At 39.2% G+C, this 15,568-nt stretch carries 16 protein-coding genes; 10 read left to right on the forward strand and 6 right to left on the reverse strand.

Going from position 1 to position 15,568, the window contains the following annotated elements:
* The first annotated feature begins 2 nt into the window (after nucleotides 1–2).
* Together R5R67_RS13560 and R5R67_RS13565 are read left to right on the forward strand one after the other, a co-directional pair.
* On the forward strand, nucleotides 3–1,064 hold the full coding sequence (locus R5R67_RS13560; protein ID WP_000027499.1) for a sulfate/molybdate ABC transporter ATP-binding protein: 1,062 nt from the start codon (nucleotides 3–5) through the stop codon (nucleotides 1,062–1,064).
* Between the two features lie 71 nt (nucleotides 1,065–1,135).
* Nucleotides 1,136–2,059: a CysB family HTH-type transcriptional regulator gene (locus R5R67_RS13565; RefSeq protein ID WP_001011052.1), complete on the forward strand. Its 924-nt coding sequence runs from the start codon at nucleotides 1,136–1,138 to the stop codon at nucleotides 2,057–2,059.
* Between the two features lie 90 nt (nucleotides 2,060–2,149).
* Here the strand turns inward: R5R67_RS13565 and carO are convergent, their stop codons facing one another.
* The gene (gene carO, locus R5R67_RS13570; protein ID WP_000866529.1) at nucleotides 2,150–2,899 is read right to left on the reverse strand and encodes an ornithine uptake porin CarO type 1; all 750 of its coding nucleotides are present in this window, start codon (nucleotides 2,897–2,899) and stop codon (nucleotides 2,150–2,152) included.
* 294 nt (nucleotides 2,900–3,193) lie between these two features.
* Between carO and dapD the strand changes: the two genes are divergently transcribed.
* The 7 genes from dapD to R5R67_RS13605 all read left to right on the forward strand — a co-directional run bounded on the left by dapD (nucleotide 3,194) and on the right by R5R67_RS13605 (nucleotide 7,902).
* On the forward strand, nucleotides 3,194–4,015 hold the full coding sequence (gene dapD / locus R5R67_RS13575) for a 2,3,4,5-tetrahydropyridine-2,6-dicarboxylate N-succinyltransferase (protein ID WP_000080867.1): 822 nt from the start codon (nucleotides 3,194–3,196) through the stop codon (nucleotides 4,013–4,015).
* Nucleotides 4,016–4,093: 78 nt separating this feature from the next.
* Entirely contained in the window at nucleotides 4,094–4,804 is a 711-nt protein-coding gene (gene queE / locus R5R67_RS13580) for a 7-carboxy-7-deazaguanine synthase QueE (RefSeq protein ID WP_000157724.1), read from the forward strand.
* A gap of 40 nt (nucleotides 4,805–4,844) precedes the next feature.
* Entirely contained in the window at nucleotides 4,845–5,516 is a 672-nt protein-coding gene (queC, locus tag R5R67_RS13585) for a 7-cyano-7-deazaguanine synthase QueC (RefSeq protein ID WP_001247780.1), read from the forward strand.
* A gap of 13 nt (nucleotides 5,517–5,529) precedes the next feature.
* Entirely contained in the window at nucleotides 5,530–5,946 is a 417-nt protein-coding gene (locus R5R67_RS13590) for a hypothetical protein (RefSeq protein ID WP_000771345.1), read from the forward strand.
* Between the two features lie 90 nt (nucleotides 5,947–6,036).
* Nucleotides 6,037–6,723, forward strand: a complete 687-nt coding sequence (locus tag R5R67_RS13595; RefSeq protein WP_001157855.1) for a diphthine--ammonia ligase — start codon at nucleotides 6,037–6,039, stop codon at nucleotides 6,721–6,723.
* Nucleotides 6,724–6,740: 17 nt separating this feature from the next.
* Nucleotides 6,741–7,211, forward strand: a complete 471-nt coding sequence (locus tag R5R67_RS13600; protein ID WP_001293528.1) for a peroxiredoxin — start codon at nucleotides 6,741–6,743, stop codon at nucleotides 7,209–7,211.
* A gap of 121 nt (nucleotides 7,212–7,332) precedes the next feature.
* Nucleotides 7,333–7,902 (forward strand): CAP domain-containing protein, encoded by a 570-nt coding sequence (locus R5R67_RS13605; protein ID WP_001050704.1) that lies wholly within the window; start codon nucleotides 7,333–7,335, stop codon nucleotides 7,900–7,902.
* A gap of 70 nt (nucleotides 7,903–7,972) precedes the next feature.
* Here the strand turns inward: R5R67_RS13605 and R5R67_RS13610 are convergent, their stop codons facing one another.
* Nucleotides 7,973–8,563: a nicotinate-nicotinamide nucleotide adenylyltransferase gene (locus tag R5R67_RS13610; protein WP_001991184.1), complete on the reverse strand. Its 591-nt coding sequence runs from the start codon at nucleotides 8,561–8,563 to the stop codon at nucleotides 7,973–7,975.
* A gap of 109 nt (nucleotides 8,564–8,672) precedes the next feature.
* Between R5R67_RS13610 and R5R67_RS13615 the strand changes: the two genes are divergently transcribed.
* Complete coding sequence (locus R5R67_RS13615; protein ID WP_000175551.1) at nucleotides 8,673–9,473, forward strand: enoyl-CoA hydratase-related protein; 801 nt, start codon at nucleotides 8,673–8,675, stop codon at nucleotides 9,471–9,473.
* On the opposite strand, the gene R5R67_RS13620 is transcribed toward R5R67_RS13615, so the two are convergent.
* From R5R67_RS13620 to purL, 4 genes are all read right to left on the reverse strand, one after another.
* A complete protein-coding gene (locus R5R67_RS13620) occupies nucleotides 9,470–9,787 on the reverse strand; it encodes an NIF3 1 (RefSeq protein WP_000916029.1) in 318 nt (105 codons plus the stop codon). The two genes, R5R67_RS13615 and R5R67_RS13620, sit on opposite strands and share 4 nt — an antisense overlap.
* 68 nt (nucleotides 9,788–9,855) lie before the next feature.
* Nucleotides 9,856–9,981, reverse strand: a complete 126-nt coding sequence (locus R5R67_RS13625; protein WP_000977276.1) for a KGW motif small protein — start codon at nucleotides 9,979–9,981, stop codon at nucleotides 9,856–9,858.
* 200 nt (nucleotides 9,982–10,181) lie between these two features.
* A complete protein-coding gene (locus tag R5R67_RS13630) occupies nucleotides 10,182–11,387 on the reverse strand; it encodes a multidrug effflux MFS transporter (RefSeq protein ID WP_000836949.1) in 1,206 nt (401 codons plus the stop codon).
* Nucleotides 11,388–11,469: 82 nt separating this feature from the next.
* Nucleotides 11,470–15,303 carry a phosphoribosylformylglycinamidine synthase gene (gene purL / locus R5R67_RS13635; protein WP_000471071.1) on the reverse strand — a complete coding sequence of 1,278 codons (3,834 nt, stop codon included), beginning with the start codon at nucleotides 15,301–15,303 and terminating at the stop codon, nucleotides 11,470–11,472.
* Nucleotides 15,304–15,568 lie beyond the last annotated feature (265 nt).

Genomic DNA, 15,568 nt, shown 5'->3' on the forward strand with positions numbered 1-15,568 from the left:
TCATGAGTATTCAAGTTAAAAATATTGAAAAACACTTTGGTGCATTCCATGCGCTTAAAAATATTTCACTCGATTTCCCAGAGGGTGAACTGGTTGCCTTACTCGGCCCATCTGGCTGCGGTAAAACGACGCTACTTCGTATTATTGCGGGTTTAGAATCAGCAGATGGTGGTCAAGTCTTACTAGAAGGCGAAGATGCAACCAATGTACATGTCCGTGAACGTCAGGTCGGTTTTGTTTTTCAGCACTATGCTTTATTCCGTCATATGACCGTATTTGACAATATTGCTTTTGGTTTACGTGTCCGTCCTCGTGCCACACGCCCATCGGAAGCCGAAATTAAAAAACGTGTGACTCGTCTGCTTGATTTGGTTCAATTGGGCTTTTTAGCAGACCGTTACCCAGCCCAGCTTTCTGGTGGTCAACGCCAACGTATTGCCTTAGCTCGTGCACTTGCCGTGGAACCTCGTGTGTTATTGCTTGATGAACCATTTGGTGCACTAGATGCTAAGGTTCGTAAAGAATTACGCCGCTGGTTACGTAACTTGCATGATGAGCTGCATATCACTTCAATTTTCGTAACCCATGACCAAGAAGAGGCACTTGAAGTAGCCGACCAAATTATTGTGATGAATAAAGGTAACGTCGAACAAATTGGTTCTCCGCGCGAAGTTTACGAAAAACCTGCAACGCCATTTGTATTTGATTTCTTGGGTCAAGCAAATCGTTTTGAAGGTGAACATGCAAGCGGTATTATCCGTATTGGCAATGATCGTATCGAATTACCGACCACAGTTCAGGCACCGCAAGGAAAAGTAATTGCTTTTGCCCGTCCGGATGAGTTACATATTCATGCGCAACCACAGGCAAATACAATTGAAGCAACTTTTGTACGTGAAGTCTGGATTGCTGGAAAAGTAGTGGCGGAATTACAAGATCGTAATGGACGTTTAATTGAGATTGCTCTGAGCAGTGAAGCTGCAAAACAACATGCATTTAAACCAAATCAAACTGTTTGGGTAAGTGCATCTCAACTTCACCTATTTGCAGATCAAGTTGCTTAAGGAATTATTTGGTGAGGAGCCATCTCGCGGTATTTAAAGCCGTTCCTCACCTCTTTTGAGGAAAAGTGTAAATGAACTTTCAACAATTAAGAATTATTCGAGAAACAGTACGCCAAAACTTTAATTTAACGGAAGCATCTGCCGCGTTATACACCTCTCAATCAGGTGTAAGTAAACATATTAAAGATTTAGAAGATGAATTAGGCGTACAACTTTTCGTCCGTAAAGGTAAACGTCTGCTGGGTTTAACTGAACCCGGTCAATCACTCCTTAGCATTGTAGAACGCATGCTTGTAGATGCTGAAAATATTAAACGTCTTGCCGATGACTTTAATAAAGTGGACGAAGGTACTTTAACGATTGCAACAACACATACTCAAGCACGTTATGTATTACCACCAATCGTCAATCAATTTAAGAAACTATTTCCAAAAGTTCATTTGATTTTGCAACAAGCAAGCCCTGTCGAAATTGCAGAAATGCTTTTACAAGGTGAAGCTGATATTGGTATCGCGACAGAGTCTTTAACAACTGAAGAAAATTTAGCAAGCATTCCATACTATCAATGGCAGCACAGCATTATTACTCCTCAAGATCACCCACTTACACAGCTCGATAAAATTGATCTTGATGCTTTATCTGAATACCCACTAATTACTTATCACGGCGGTTTTACAGGTCGTTCAAAGATCGATAAAGCATTTGAAGATGCACAAATTGATGCCGATATTGTAATGTCTGCGCTTGATGCCGATGTTATCAAGACTTACGTTGAACTCGGCATGGGCGTCGGAATTGTCAATGATGTCGCTTACGATGCAGAGCGTGACTATCGTTTAAAACAAATTAAAACTGATATCTTTGGTGTCAACACCACATGGATTGCTGTTCGCAAAGGCCATTTATTACGTGGTTATGGTTATGAGTTTATTTCTTTATGCTCACCTGATGCTGACATTAAAGCATTGAAAAAAATTGCCTACCCAGATGAATAAAGTTTAAGAACAAAATAAAAGAGCTACTTATGTAGCTCTTTTATTTTTAGATATAAAAAAACGAGCCGAAGCTCGTTTTTTTACTATTTATTACCAGTAGAAGTTTACACCAACTTTACCAACTGGCATCCATTCGTATTTATTATCGTTACGAATTTCATTTGCTTCTTTATCAACAGCATCCTGAGCAGATGTTGGGTTACCAGTTACAGGAGCAAGATTATACTGAGTTAACTCAACTTTTGGATTACCAGTATAGTAAGCACCTACTTCACCAAATACACCCCAGTTTTTGCTAATCTTTGGAGCAAAACCAAAACCTAAATATGGAGCGATGTCATTTTTGTAAGACATTTTACCTCTTACACCGCCCTCTTGACCAGGAACTGCTTGTTGATAGTTTTTACCATCAATTGATAAGGTATCACCATTACCAATACGTTTAGCAAGGTCATAATCATTATCTAAGTAAGCCGCACCTGCAGCTATATATAGGCCTTGAGCCCATGGATTTGTGCTGGCACCCCAAGGACGAATTTCAGCATTTAGATAGACATTGTTATTATCCATGTCTAAATCATACTTAGTGCCATTTACTGAAACATCATCTGTCCAAGAAATGTCACCGCCGTTATAACCCAATGCTAAACCTACATATGGGTTTGCTTGCCATAACAAAGCACCACCGTAACCTGTAGTACCTACTTCAGCACGAGCGCCTACTGGAATTAATTGGTTTTTATCGAATGCATAGCTGTCATGAACAACAGCTTCATCCGCCATTGCAGCACCAGCAGCAAGTAAAGCTGTAGTTGTCACTAAAACACGTAATACTTTCATCGTTTTCTCCTTAAGAAAAGGCTCTGTTTTTAATTTATTCAGCTTGTGACAAAAATTATATTCAAGAGCATAGATTCTTTTTTATACAAAAACTGCTAGATTTCTGTTATTTTTTGATACAAATTGAGTTAAATTTTTATTTTCAAATCATTTTTGTGTAAAAAACACTTGATTATCTAATAAGCTTATTTTGATTTAACTCATTTATACCTCAATTAAACGTAACACGTTTTTTCAAAGATTCTTGTCACAAATTAGTGTAAAATCTTTAAAATTTTTTATGGAAGGAAGATCATGTCTCAGCTTTCTACGATCATTGAGCAAGCATTTGAAGACCGCGCAAATTTCACTGCAGCAGATTGCCCAAGCGAAATTCGCCAAGCTGTTGAAGAAGCAATTGCTGGTTTAGATAACGGTACACTTCGAGTTGCAGAAAAAATCAATGGTGAATGGGTTGTTCATCAATGGTTAAAAAAAGCTGTTTTATTATCATTTAAACTTAATGACAATAAACCAATCGAGTCATGTGATCTTCGTTTCTACGACAAAGTTGAAACTAAATTCTCTGGTTGGACTGAAGAGCAATTTAAAGCTGCGGGTGTTCGTGTTGTTCCTCCTGCTGTTGCTCGTCGTGGTAGTTTCCAAGCTAAAAATGTGGTGTTAATGCCATCTTATGTCAACATTGGTGCTTACGTAGATGAAGGCACAATGGTTGATACATGGGCAACTGTAGGTTCATGTGCTCAAATCGGTAAAAACGTTCACTTATCAGGTGGTGTTGGTATCGGTGGTGTTTTAGAACCATTACAAGCTAACCCAACCATTATTGAAGACAACTGTTTTATCGGCGCACGTTCTGAAATCGTTGAAGGTGTTATTGTCGAAGAAGGCTCTGTTATTTCTATGGGTGTTTATATCGGTCAATCTACACGTATTTATGATCGTGAGACTGGTGAAATCCATTATGGCCGTGTTCCTGCTGGCTCAGTTGTTGTACCAGGTAACTTACCGTCAGCTGATGGTAAATACAGCTTATATGCTGCAATTATCGTGAAAAAAGTTGATGCACAAACACGTGCAAAAACAAGTTTGAACGATTTGTTACGCGCTGACTAATTTCAGTTTGATCAAACATCTTTACGATCAACACTGATCGTAGAGATTTTATTTTTTATATAGTGTGGTATTTCTAGAATGGCTTCCTTACGTTCCTCTGCAATTCCTGTCTCTGACCCTGCGTCTGGTCTACGCATTACCGAGATTTTTTACTCCTTGCAGGGTGAAGCAAATGCCTCTGGCCTACCGACTGTATTTATTCGTCTCACAGGTTGCCCTTTACGTTGTAGTTATTGCGACACCACTTATTCTTTTGAAGGTGGCGAACGCCTATCACTTGAGCACATTATTGAAACGGCTGAAAAATATCAAACGCCTTATATTTGTGTAACAGGCGGTGAACCCCTAGCACAACCCAATTGCTTAATTTTATTACAACGTTTATGTGACGCCGGTTTTGACGTTTCCCTAGAAACCAGTGGCGCTCTTGATGTATCAAGAGTGGATCCGCGTGTTTCAAAAGTCCTCGACTTAAAGACCCCAACTTCTGGTGAAGAACACCGTAATCTCATCAGTAATCTTGACCATTTAACACCGCGTGACCAAATCAAATTTGTGATTTGTAATCGTGAAGACTATGAATGGTCAAAACAACAAGTTGAACAATATCAACTGCAAACCAAAGTCAGTACTGTCTGGTTCTCCCCTGCTTTTGCAGTTGAAAAAGGTGCTGTTGGCCTGCCACGTTTAGCACGTGATCTGGCACAGTGGATACTGGACGACAAACTGCCTGTACGTTTCCAGCTTCAGTTACATAAACTGCTCTGGAACGATGAATCAGGTCGCTAATCGTTCAATAAAATAAATCATTCCGAATATGGAGAAAAATATGCGCCCTCGTGCCATTGTTTTACTTTCAGGCGGCTTAGACTCAACCACTTGCCTAGCTTGGGCACAAGCGCGCTATGAATGTATTGCTATTAGTTTTATGTATGGTCAACGCTCAACCACTGAACTGGATGCTGCAAAAGCATTAGCTCAGCGTGCAGGTGTTGAACATCGTGTAATTAATATCGATTTAGCCAATTTAGGCGGGTCTGCACTTACAGATCATAACATTGCTGTACCAGAACAATTACAAGAAGGTATTCCTGTAACTTATGTACCAGCACGTAACACAATTTTCCTCTCTTATGCCTTAGCAGCTGCAGAAGTTTTCAATGCTGAAGCGATTGTTATTGGCATCAATGCTGTTGATTATTCAGGATATCCTGACTGTCGCCCAGAATTTATTGATGCTTTTGCCAATATGGCTCGTTTAGCAACTAAAGCTGGCGTAGAAGGAAAACCTCTTAAATTTGAAACACCCCTGTTACATTTATCCAAAGCGAATATTATACGTTTAGGGATTGAACATGGCGTAGACTATAGTCAAACGGTATCTTGCTACCAAGCAGATGCTCAAGGACGTGCGTGTGGTAAATGTGACAGTTGCCGTTTGCGTAAAGAAGGCTTTATCGACGCTGGTGTTACCGATCCAACACGCTATATACCGCAATAAGTAGGTAAAATTTATGAAGTTGTTAAAATCAAATCTTATTCTTTCATCTTTATTCTCAGCAGCTGCACTTATGGCTGGTTCGGCTCAAGCAGCTGAAAACCCAGTTCAAGCAGCATATAAAAGCACTAACGTTAAAGGTGCATTAATCAACGTTTGTAAAGACCAAACTGCAAAAGGCGGTAAATTAAGTTCAGCTGAAGTTAGCAAATTCTGTAGCTGTCAAGTTGAAGCGCAAGGTAAAGTGACTGAAGCACAAAAATGGGAAATTCAAAGCGCAATCAATGCGAAGAAAAGCCCAAGTTCTTTAGCTTTTGTACAACAGCAAAACCGTGACCTTAAAGCATGTTTCGGTCCTCAGTTAACAACTAAGCTTGAGAAACTAACTGAAGAAGCAATGAAAGCAGCTCAACAACAAGCTCCTAAAAAATAAGCTTTTGTTGCTCCAAATTAAGCCTGCATTTATGCAGGCTTTTTTATAGCTCTGTTAAAATGACACCGATCTCTTCATTCGAAATAAGTCATGCAAGAACAATGGAAAACTAACGCACATAACAGACCGTCAATTGTCTCCTTTAGTGGAGGTAAAGATAGCTCTCTTGCACTTTATCATGCCATGCAAACTGGTAACGTAATTGGTTTAATCGTTATGCTAGAAGAGCAAGGACAACGCTCCCGTTCACATGCTATGCCACTTGATATTATCCGGGCGCAAGCTCAAGCAATTGGCTTACCTGTATTTATGGCATCTTCTAGCTGGAATGACTATGAAAATAAATTCATCAACTTATTAAATGAAGCCAAACAAAAAGGTGCTGAGGTACTGGTTACAGGTGATTTAGATATGCCGGAACATGGTTGTTGGCATGATCGTGTTACTCAAACAGTGGGCCTTAAATTAGGAATGCCGCTCTGGCTACGGCCCCATCGTGAAGTTGTTGAAGAATTTATTCAACTTGGATTTCAGAGTGTAGTTGTGACTGTAAACCTTAAACTCGGAATGAAGGTGGAAGATTTAGGTCAAGTGTTATCGTTAGAATATATACAGGAACTTGAAAACCGTGGAATTGATCCATGTGGAGAAGGCGGTGAATTTCATACCACTGTGATTGATGGTCCAATTTTTAACAAAGCTATTCCTGTAAGAAAGCTCGATATTGTTTATCATGAAGAATATGCTTTTTTACCACTTGAATTAGATCAAATTTAACTTTTAAAGGATAAGAAATGTCTGAGAATATTCAACTGCCAAATCAGGTTTTCCCAACCACACACGGCGAAGTTAATTTGGCTGAAGTCGATAATGAATGGCTGATTATTTACTTCTACCCTAAAGACTCAACGCCAGGCTGTACAACACAAGCTGTCGGCTTTTCTTGTTTAAAAGATCAATTTGATGCTTTAGGTGCTCGTATTTTTGGAGTATCACGCGACTCGGTAAAAGCCCACCAAAACTTTACAGAAAAGCAGGCACTGACAATCGATTTAATTAGTGACAAAGAAGAAGTACTTTGCAAACACTTTGATGTGATTAAAGAAAAGAATATGTATGGGAAAAAAGTAATGGGGATCGAACGCTCTACTTTTATTTTCCACAATAAAACCTTAGTTAAAAGTTACCGTAAGGTGAAAGCAGCCGGCCATGCTGAACAGGTTTTAGAAGATTTAAAAGCATTAAAAGCATTACAAACAGCTTAATAAGCTTGAGTAACAAAAAAGCGAGTTGAATACTCGCTTTTTTACATGCACATAAATTGCTCAGCTATTTTAATTTGGCGTATGATAAAAATATTAAAATAACTCGAACTCAGGCATTGCTATGAATCTACTAAAAGTTTGTACTTTATTGCCTTGTAGCCTTGTTATTGCTGCCTGCTCCGTTAATTCATCAAGCACTCCTCCTACACTGAGCTCTTCTACACCACAAGTTCAAAAATCATCGATAGAAATAAGCTGCCAAGATTTACAAAATCCTGCTTACCGGCAAGCTGTGCTTAATGCAATTAATGAAATTCGACAACATCCTCGTCAATGTGGTCAGCAGTATTTTTCTGCAGCTAAACCTTTAAGCTGGAATAATAATTTATATCAAGGTGCAAGTGCTCACTCTAAAGATATGGCAAATAACAACTTTCTTGGGCATGTTGGCTCAACAGGTTTAGATTTAAGAGCGAGATTAAAAAAATATCATATGCTGAGTAAAGCCAATGGTGAGAATGTCGCGAGTGGACAAAAAACTTTAAATGAGGTCATGGCTAAATGGATCGCCAGTCCTCTGCATTGCAGTAATATCATGAACCCTAGATATACCGAATATGCCATTGCATGTGCTTCTGACCAGTCTGCTAAACAAAGAAGCTATTGGACACAACAATTTGCAGGTTTTTAAAGTAGACTCAAAAAAGCATCAAAAAATTCAATCTACTTTTAAAAACCAGAGATTCTTTAGTTAGATCGAATCATTCTTTATGAGACGACACGGTTTCCTCAATATTTGAATGGTCTGCCTGTAAAAACTTTTGCTGTAGCTGTAAATATAACGGTGTATTTTGGAATTCTTCCAAAAATTGAATGGTGCCTTTGGGAAATGCATCCGTTTTAATTTTGCCCTGATAGTAGGCTTCACGCATTGGAGTGGCAGAAATCGAATCTTTCAAGCTATCAAGTTCGACCATCACCCATTCTGGAAATAGTCGTAAATAATAAGATGACTCATCTTTGAAGTGGCCAATCAAACCAACTTTTGAGTTCGGTTCTATTACACCATTTACTAATGATTTAACCTGTTTTACCCACTTCTCATCATTATAAACATCAACCACATGTACAAAACGAATGCGCTTTTGCTCATCTAATGAAAAATTAGATAAAATCATTTGTTCTCGTTCAATTGCAAGAAACGGATTTTTTATATTACGTTCCATTTGGGCAGAACCTAAAGCCAAAATCACATAGCGACTTTGTTGCAGTGCAATTTCAATCGTTTGCATATGTGCCAAATGAAATGGCTGAAAACGACCTATAAAAACGAGATAGTCAAATGTATACATAATTAGTTTTTCACTTTTTATGAACTCACCAGTTACGCTCATTACAAAAAATATGCGCCATAATGAGAACCTAAAAATCAACAACGTGGTTTAAAGCAAGGATAGTACGATGACACTTAGCTGTATTCAACAACCTCATCAACATTTACAAGCAAATTTAGAAGGTGGCGTACTCACCTTAGCCATAAATCGCCCAGAAGCAAAAAATGCATTATATGGCGAACTTTACTTATGGATTGCCAAAGCACTTGATGAAGCCGACCAAAGTAAAGATGTACGAGTAATCGTTCTACGTGGTGCCGAACATGATTTTACCGCTGGTAATGACATGAAAGATTTTATGGGTTTTGTACAAAATCCGAATGCTGGTCCAGCAGGTCAAGTTCCTCCATTTGTACTCCTTAAATCTGCTGCCAGATTATCGAAGCCGCTTATTATTGCAGTAAAAGGCGTGGCAATTGGTATTGGTGTTACGATTTTATTACAGGCAGACCTCGTTTTTGCCGACAATACGGCCCTCTTTCAAATTCCTTTTGTTAGCCTTGGGCTTTCTCCTGAAGGTGGTGCAAGTCAATTATTGGTTAAACAAGCTGGTTATCACAAAGCAGCTGAACTTCTGTTTACTGCGAAAAAGTTCAATGCAGAAACTGCTGTACAAGCTGGTTTAGTTAATGAAATCGTTGAAGATGCTTATGCCACTGCTCAGGCAACTGCCCAACACTTAACAGCTTTACCGCTTGCTTCATTAAAACAAACCAAAGCATTAATGAAACATGATTTAGATCAGATTATTGAATGTATTGACCATGAAGCAGAAATCTTTATGCAACGCGTTCAATCACCAGAAATGCTAGAAGCTGTGCAGGCATTTATGCAAAAACGTAAACCGGACTTTTCACAGTTTAATTAAAAATCAACTTCTATGATTTGAATAAACTCAAAGGCAGGCTCTTCGTAAGGATGGCTTGCCTTTAATGCTTTTGCCACTGCACTTGCCTTTTCTTCAAGCACAATCGTTTCAACACGCCATTCGTCAACTTGCTCAAGTTCACCTAGCTCTCCAATATAAGGGTCAGCTCCTTTAACTGGCTTGAATTGCCCTATTCCTTTAACTTGCCAAGCACATTGTTCATAGTTCCCTATCCCACCTGCTCCGGCCGCAAATATAGACTGTTTAGTCGACTCAAGATGTGACTCTGGTACGTAATAAATCAGCTTTAACATGAATAGAATGACTCAAAACTAGTAAATTTGCTTTAAATCATACCCTTTAAGAAGACTCCGAATCAAAGTCAGCTCATCATTGCTAAATAATTTGCTCCAATAAAAAGTATTTGTATGGCAAGCGCCAAGCCAAATAAACGCCAGCCTTTATCTCTTGTGTACATCGTTCTTATGTGATTTTTGTTTTTCATCATTTTGATCTCCGATTTTTATCGTTGTTACAGAGAAAGCAAAAATTGAACCAACAGCAATCCAAGCATAAGGGTTTAAATACACTTATGTCTATACTCTTATAGATTTTCTTAAAGTCCTTAAAAAACGTATTTTCTTACCTTTACTTTAAGTTTAAAGAAAATTTATCTAATTCAGTGAGCTATCATTATTCTGGATCATTTTAAACATTCGATTCCTTTAAATATCTGTTCTCATATACTGTCATCATAAATGCTAAACCACATAAAATGACAAAACCGCAAGTCATTGGAATTAGTGTGCCGTTATATAATTGCCCAATAATAGAGGCAAGAATAAGTGACAATACGGACGAAGCTGCACCAATAATAGCTGATGCCATACCGGCTACATGTCCCATAGGTTCCATTGCAATCGCGTTTAAATTACCAAATAAAGTTCCAAATAATAAAAATAAAATACAGGCATAAAGCATAAACATCCAAAATGCTACAGTCACACCTATAAGTTGAATCCCTAAGAAAATTAATGAAATTAAGCACAGACCGAGAAAGCCATAAATACAGATTGGACGCATACCAAACTTCATGACAATTTTAGAATTGGTAAATGAAGCAATGCCCATCACACCAGCAAGCACAGCAAAATAAGCACTAAACTCTTGCCCTGTTTTACCAAACTGCTGCATAAAAATTTGCTGAGAAGTACCTAAGTAACCAATAAATCCACCAAAGCAAAAGCCTGCACATAATAAATAGCTCATGGTGGTTTTATTACTTACAACTTCTTTGAACGCATCTTGAAATGCTTGTAAACGCATAGGTAAACGGTTTTCTGGTAGCAACGTTTCTTCTAATCGTAAAGCGACCCACACTCCAACGACTGTGGCATAGATCATATATAAAACAAAAATATCACGCCAACCAAAGAAATGAATAATGAGTTGTCCCAGACTTGGTGCAATCGCTGGAGCGACCATAAATACCATCATGATTAAGGACATAATACGGGCCATTTGAGCGCCGCTGTATTTATCTCGCACAATGGAAATTGAGGCAACATAAGGACCTGAAACTCCAATACCTTGAATAAAGCGACCTACTAAAAACCATTCAAAACTTTGTGTGGTAAAGCACAATAAACTTCCCAAAAAGTAGATGATAATACCGGTAAATAAAATACGTTTTCGTCCAATCGCATCGGAAAGTGGTCCTGCAATCAACTGCCCTATTGTCATGCCGGAGAAAATACCAATAATGACCCACTGGGTCTGATTATTATTCTTTAATTCAAAAACTCGTCCAACCTCACCTAAAGCAGGCAACACAGCATCTATCGAAAAAGACACGATAGACATGAGTAATGCCATCAAAAGTGCAAACTCACGGAAATGGATTTTTGACTTCATTTTTCTTCTCTACTATTTATTCTATTCACATTGTACTACATACAAATAAGCCACCTTACGGTGGCTTATTTCAATTTTTATATTAACCAATAAACTTACGTGCGTTACGGAACATACGTAACCAAGCACCGTCTTCAGTCCACTCTTCTGGTTTCCAAGAATGCTGGATAGCACGGAAAGTACGCTCAGGGTGCGGCATCATGATCGTAGCACGACCATCTTTAGACGTTACACCCGTAATCGCTTCCGGTGAACCATTTGGGTTCAATGGATAATGTTGAGTTGGGTTACCATGGCTGTCAACATAACGCAATGCAACCTGATTCGCTGCATTTAAGCTTGCAATATCAGCTTCGCTAGCAACTGCACGGCCTTCACCATGTGCTACAGCAATCGGTAAAATCGAACCTTCCATACCATCAAGTAATACAGAAACTGATTTTTCAACACGAACGTTTACGCTACGTGCTTCAAAAACTTCTGACATATTGCGGTGGAAACGTGGCCAGTGTTCAGCACCCGGAATAAGTGGCGCTAATTGTGACAACATTTGGCAACCATTACAGATACCTAAGCTAAATGTACCTTCACGATGGAAGAATTGTTCAAACTGATCACGTAGTTTTGCATTGAACAGAACTGATTTTGCCCAGCCGCCGCCTGCACCCATTACGTCACCGTAAGAGAAACCGCCACAAGTCACTAAACCTTCGAAATCACTTAGGCTCACACGACCAGCAAGTAAGTCGCTCATGTGTACGTCAATTGTGTTAAAGCCAACTTTATCGAAAGCTGCTGCCATTTCAATATGACCATTTACACCCTGCTCACGCAAGATTGCCATATTCGGACGACGGCTATTAATAAACGGTGCTTCGATAGGTTCATTTAAATCAAATGTAGGTTTTGCAATTAAACCTTGATGTGATTTATCAGTAATTAAAGCAAATTCTTGGTCAGCAGTTTCAACGTTATCACGTAAACGTTGGATCTGATGAGATACTTCAGACCAAGCCTGTTGTAACTCTGCACGCTCTAAAGTTAAGCCATTTACAGATAATTGATCTGTATTGTTTACGCGACCAACTACTGCAATTGCATCTTTTAAGCTAGAAGCAGCAACTTCTGCTTGTAAAGCTTCCCAGTCAGCTGCTTTGATTTGAACTACTGCACCAATTTCTTCTGCAAATAAACCAGCAGTAGTCTGATCTTCTAATGCTACGCCTAAACGCGAAGCGAACATCATTTCAGCTACAGTTGCGAGTAAACCACCATCACCGATGTCATGGTAAGCCTGAATCAAGCCACGGTTATTCCAGTCTTGAATTAAAGCAAAGAACGCTTTGAAATCATCAAAACTATCAACATCTGGAGTGACTGAACCAATTGCTTTATATACTTGCGCAAGAATCGAACCACCTAAACGGAATTGTCCTTTAGATAAATCAATACGGACAAGTACTGAGTCTTCTAAATTCTTAAGTTCAGGTGTTAAAGTCTTACGAACATCAGCTACTGGAGCAAATGCAGTAATTACGCCAGTCATTGGAGATGTTACAGCTTTATCTTCACCGTTATCATTCCAAGTCGTACGCATTGAAAGTGAGTCTTTACCTACAGGAATCGCAATTCCCAAAGCAGGACACATTTCCATACCAATTGCTTTCACACCTTCAAACAATGCTTGGTCTTCACCTTTTTGACCAGCAGCAGCCATCCAGTTTGCAGAAAGTTTGATATCGCTAATTTGTTCAATGTTTGCACATGCAATATTGGTAATTGCTTCAGCAACTGCCAAGCGAGCAGACGCTGCTGGATTTAACAATGCAACTGGTGGACGTTCACCCATTGCCATTGCTTCACCAGTGAAGCCTTGTAGGCTTGTAGTCGTTACTGCTGCATCTGCAACAGGAATCTGCCAACGACCAACCATTTGGTCACGTGCAACCATACCTGTAATTGAACGGTCACCAATGGTGATCAAGAATGATTTAGACGCAACTGTAGGATTTTTCAATACACGGAAAATCGCATCTTTCAAATCAACTTTTGAAGCGTCAAATTCGTTGCCTTTACGTTCAATTGTTTCATAAGAACGTTGCATACGCGGTGTACCACCAAGCATCACTTGCATTGGGATATCAACTGCATTGTTTTGGAACAATGGATCTTCAACAGTTAAGTGACGAGCTTCAGTTGCTTCACCTAACACGGCAAATGGACAACGTTCACGAGCACAGATTGATTCGAACTGTTCTAAAGACTCTGGACGAATTGCAAGAACATAACGCTCTTGTGCTTCATTTGACCAGATTTCCATTGGGCTCATGCCCGGCTCTAATGAAGGAATCTTACGAAGGTTAAGAACTGCACCTAACTCATGATCGTTTACAAGCTCAGGCATTGCATTTGATAAACCACCAGCACCTACGTCATGAATAGACACGATTGGGTTGAAGTCTTCTAAACGCCAGCAAGTATCAATCACTTCCTGACAACGACGTTCCATTTCTGGGTTTTCACGTTGTACAGATGCGAAATCAAGGCTTTCACCCATTGTACCGCTGTCTACAGAAGAGGCTGCGCCACCACCAAGACCGATTAACATCGCAGGGCCACCCAATACAATGAGCAAGTCACCCGGTTGAATCGCATCTTTTTCTACATGGTCAGGACGAATGTTACCGTAACCACCCGCGATCATGATTGGCTTATGGAAACCCTTCACTTCACCATTTACGTTTTGTTCGAAAGTACGGAAATAACCATTTAATGCAGGGCGACCAAATTCATTGTTAAATGCCGCGCCACCTAATGGACCTTCAATCATAATTTGTAATGGCGATGCCATACGTGAAGGTTTACCGTAGTTTTCTTCCCAAGGTTGTTCAAAACCAGGAATATTTAAGTTAGAAACTGTAAAGCCTGTTAAACCTGCTTTCGGTTTACCACCACGACCAGTTGCACCTTCATCACGGATTTCACCGCCTGAACCTGTTGCTGCACCAGCAAATGGAGAAATTGCTGTTGGATGGTTGTGAGTTTCAACCTTCATTAAAATGTGTGCAGCTTGGCTCTTATATTTGTAAACAAAATGACCGTTTTCATCTGCTTTCGGATAAAAACGCATCGTGTCATAACCAACAATTACAGATGCGTTATCTTTATATGCTGATAACACGTCAGTTGGAGATTCTTTATAAGTGTTTTTAATCATTTGGAACAATGATAATGGTTGTTTTTCACCATCAATTGTCCATTCAGAACCGAAGATTTTATGACGACAGTGTTCAGAGTTTGCTTGTGCAAACATCATCAACTCGATGTCATTTGGGTTACGACCAAGTCGAGTAAATGCTTCAGTTAAATAATCAATTTCTTGTTCAGATAACGCAAAACCAAATTCGTTGTTGGCTTTTACTAATGCTTCTTTACCTTGACCTAAAATATCAATTGAATTTAAAGGTTTTGGTGCTGTTTCTGAAAACAGTGCTTTTGCATCTTCAATTTGTGCAAAAACAGTTTCAGTCATACGGTCATGAAGTACTTGTTTTACTTCATTAGAAATTTCAGAAACACCTTTTAAGGTAAATAAAAGACCACGTTCTAAACGGTGAACTGGAGTATTACAGTTTTTGAAAATGTCAGTCGCTTTAGATGACCAAGGTGAAATCGTACCCACACGTGGTGTTACTAAAATCTGAATCTCATCACTTGCAGGTTGACGAAGTTCAAAAGACTCACCGTCATTTAATAATTGCAAAGCAGATTGATGTTGCTGCTCGTTGAGCGCTTGATCAAACAAATAGACCCATTGGCTGTCAAAAGATTGAACAGAACTAATTGACGATAAACGTGTTAATAGTTGAGCTTTCTTAAAAGAAGAATGTGCTGCTGCACCGGCCACGATAAACATGTTGATTTTGGCTCCACGGGCAGGTCTTGTGAACCTTACCGCAATGTGACTTTAGAGAGAGCGCATATTCTACTGTGTCTTGCTAAAATCAGCTAGATGTAGAATCAGTATTCTGTAACCTAATTCTGCAAGAAGTGATGTGTTTTTTGTTCAAAATCATTTTTTTAATCATTCTCGCTCAAAATAAATTGTTTCATGTTTATTCAATAACATAATAAAACCTGAACTAAGACAAACTATGTCGCACCAAGCTAGTGCTTTTAGC

This window comes from Acinetobacter sp. OYA S30 (assembly GCF_033599315.1).
GTDB classification, from domain to species: domain Bacteria; phylum Pseudomonadota; class Gammaproteobacteria; order Pseudomonadales; family Moraxellaceae; genus Acinetobacter; species Acinetobacter baumannii.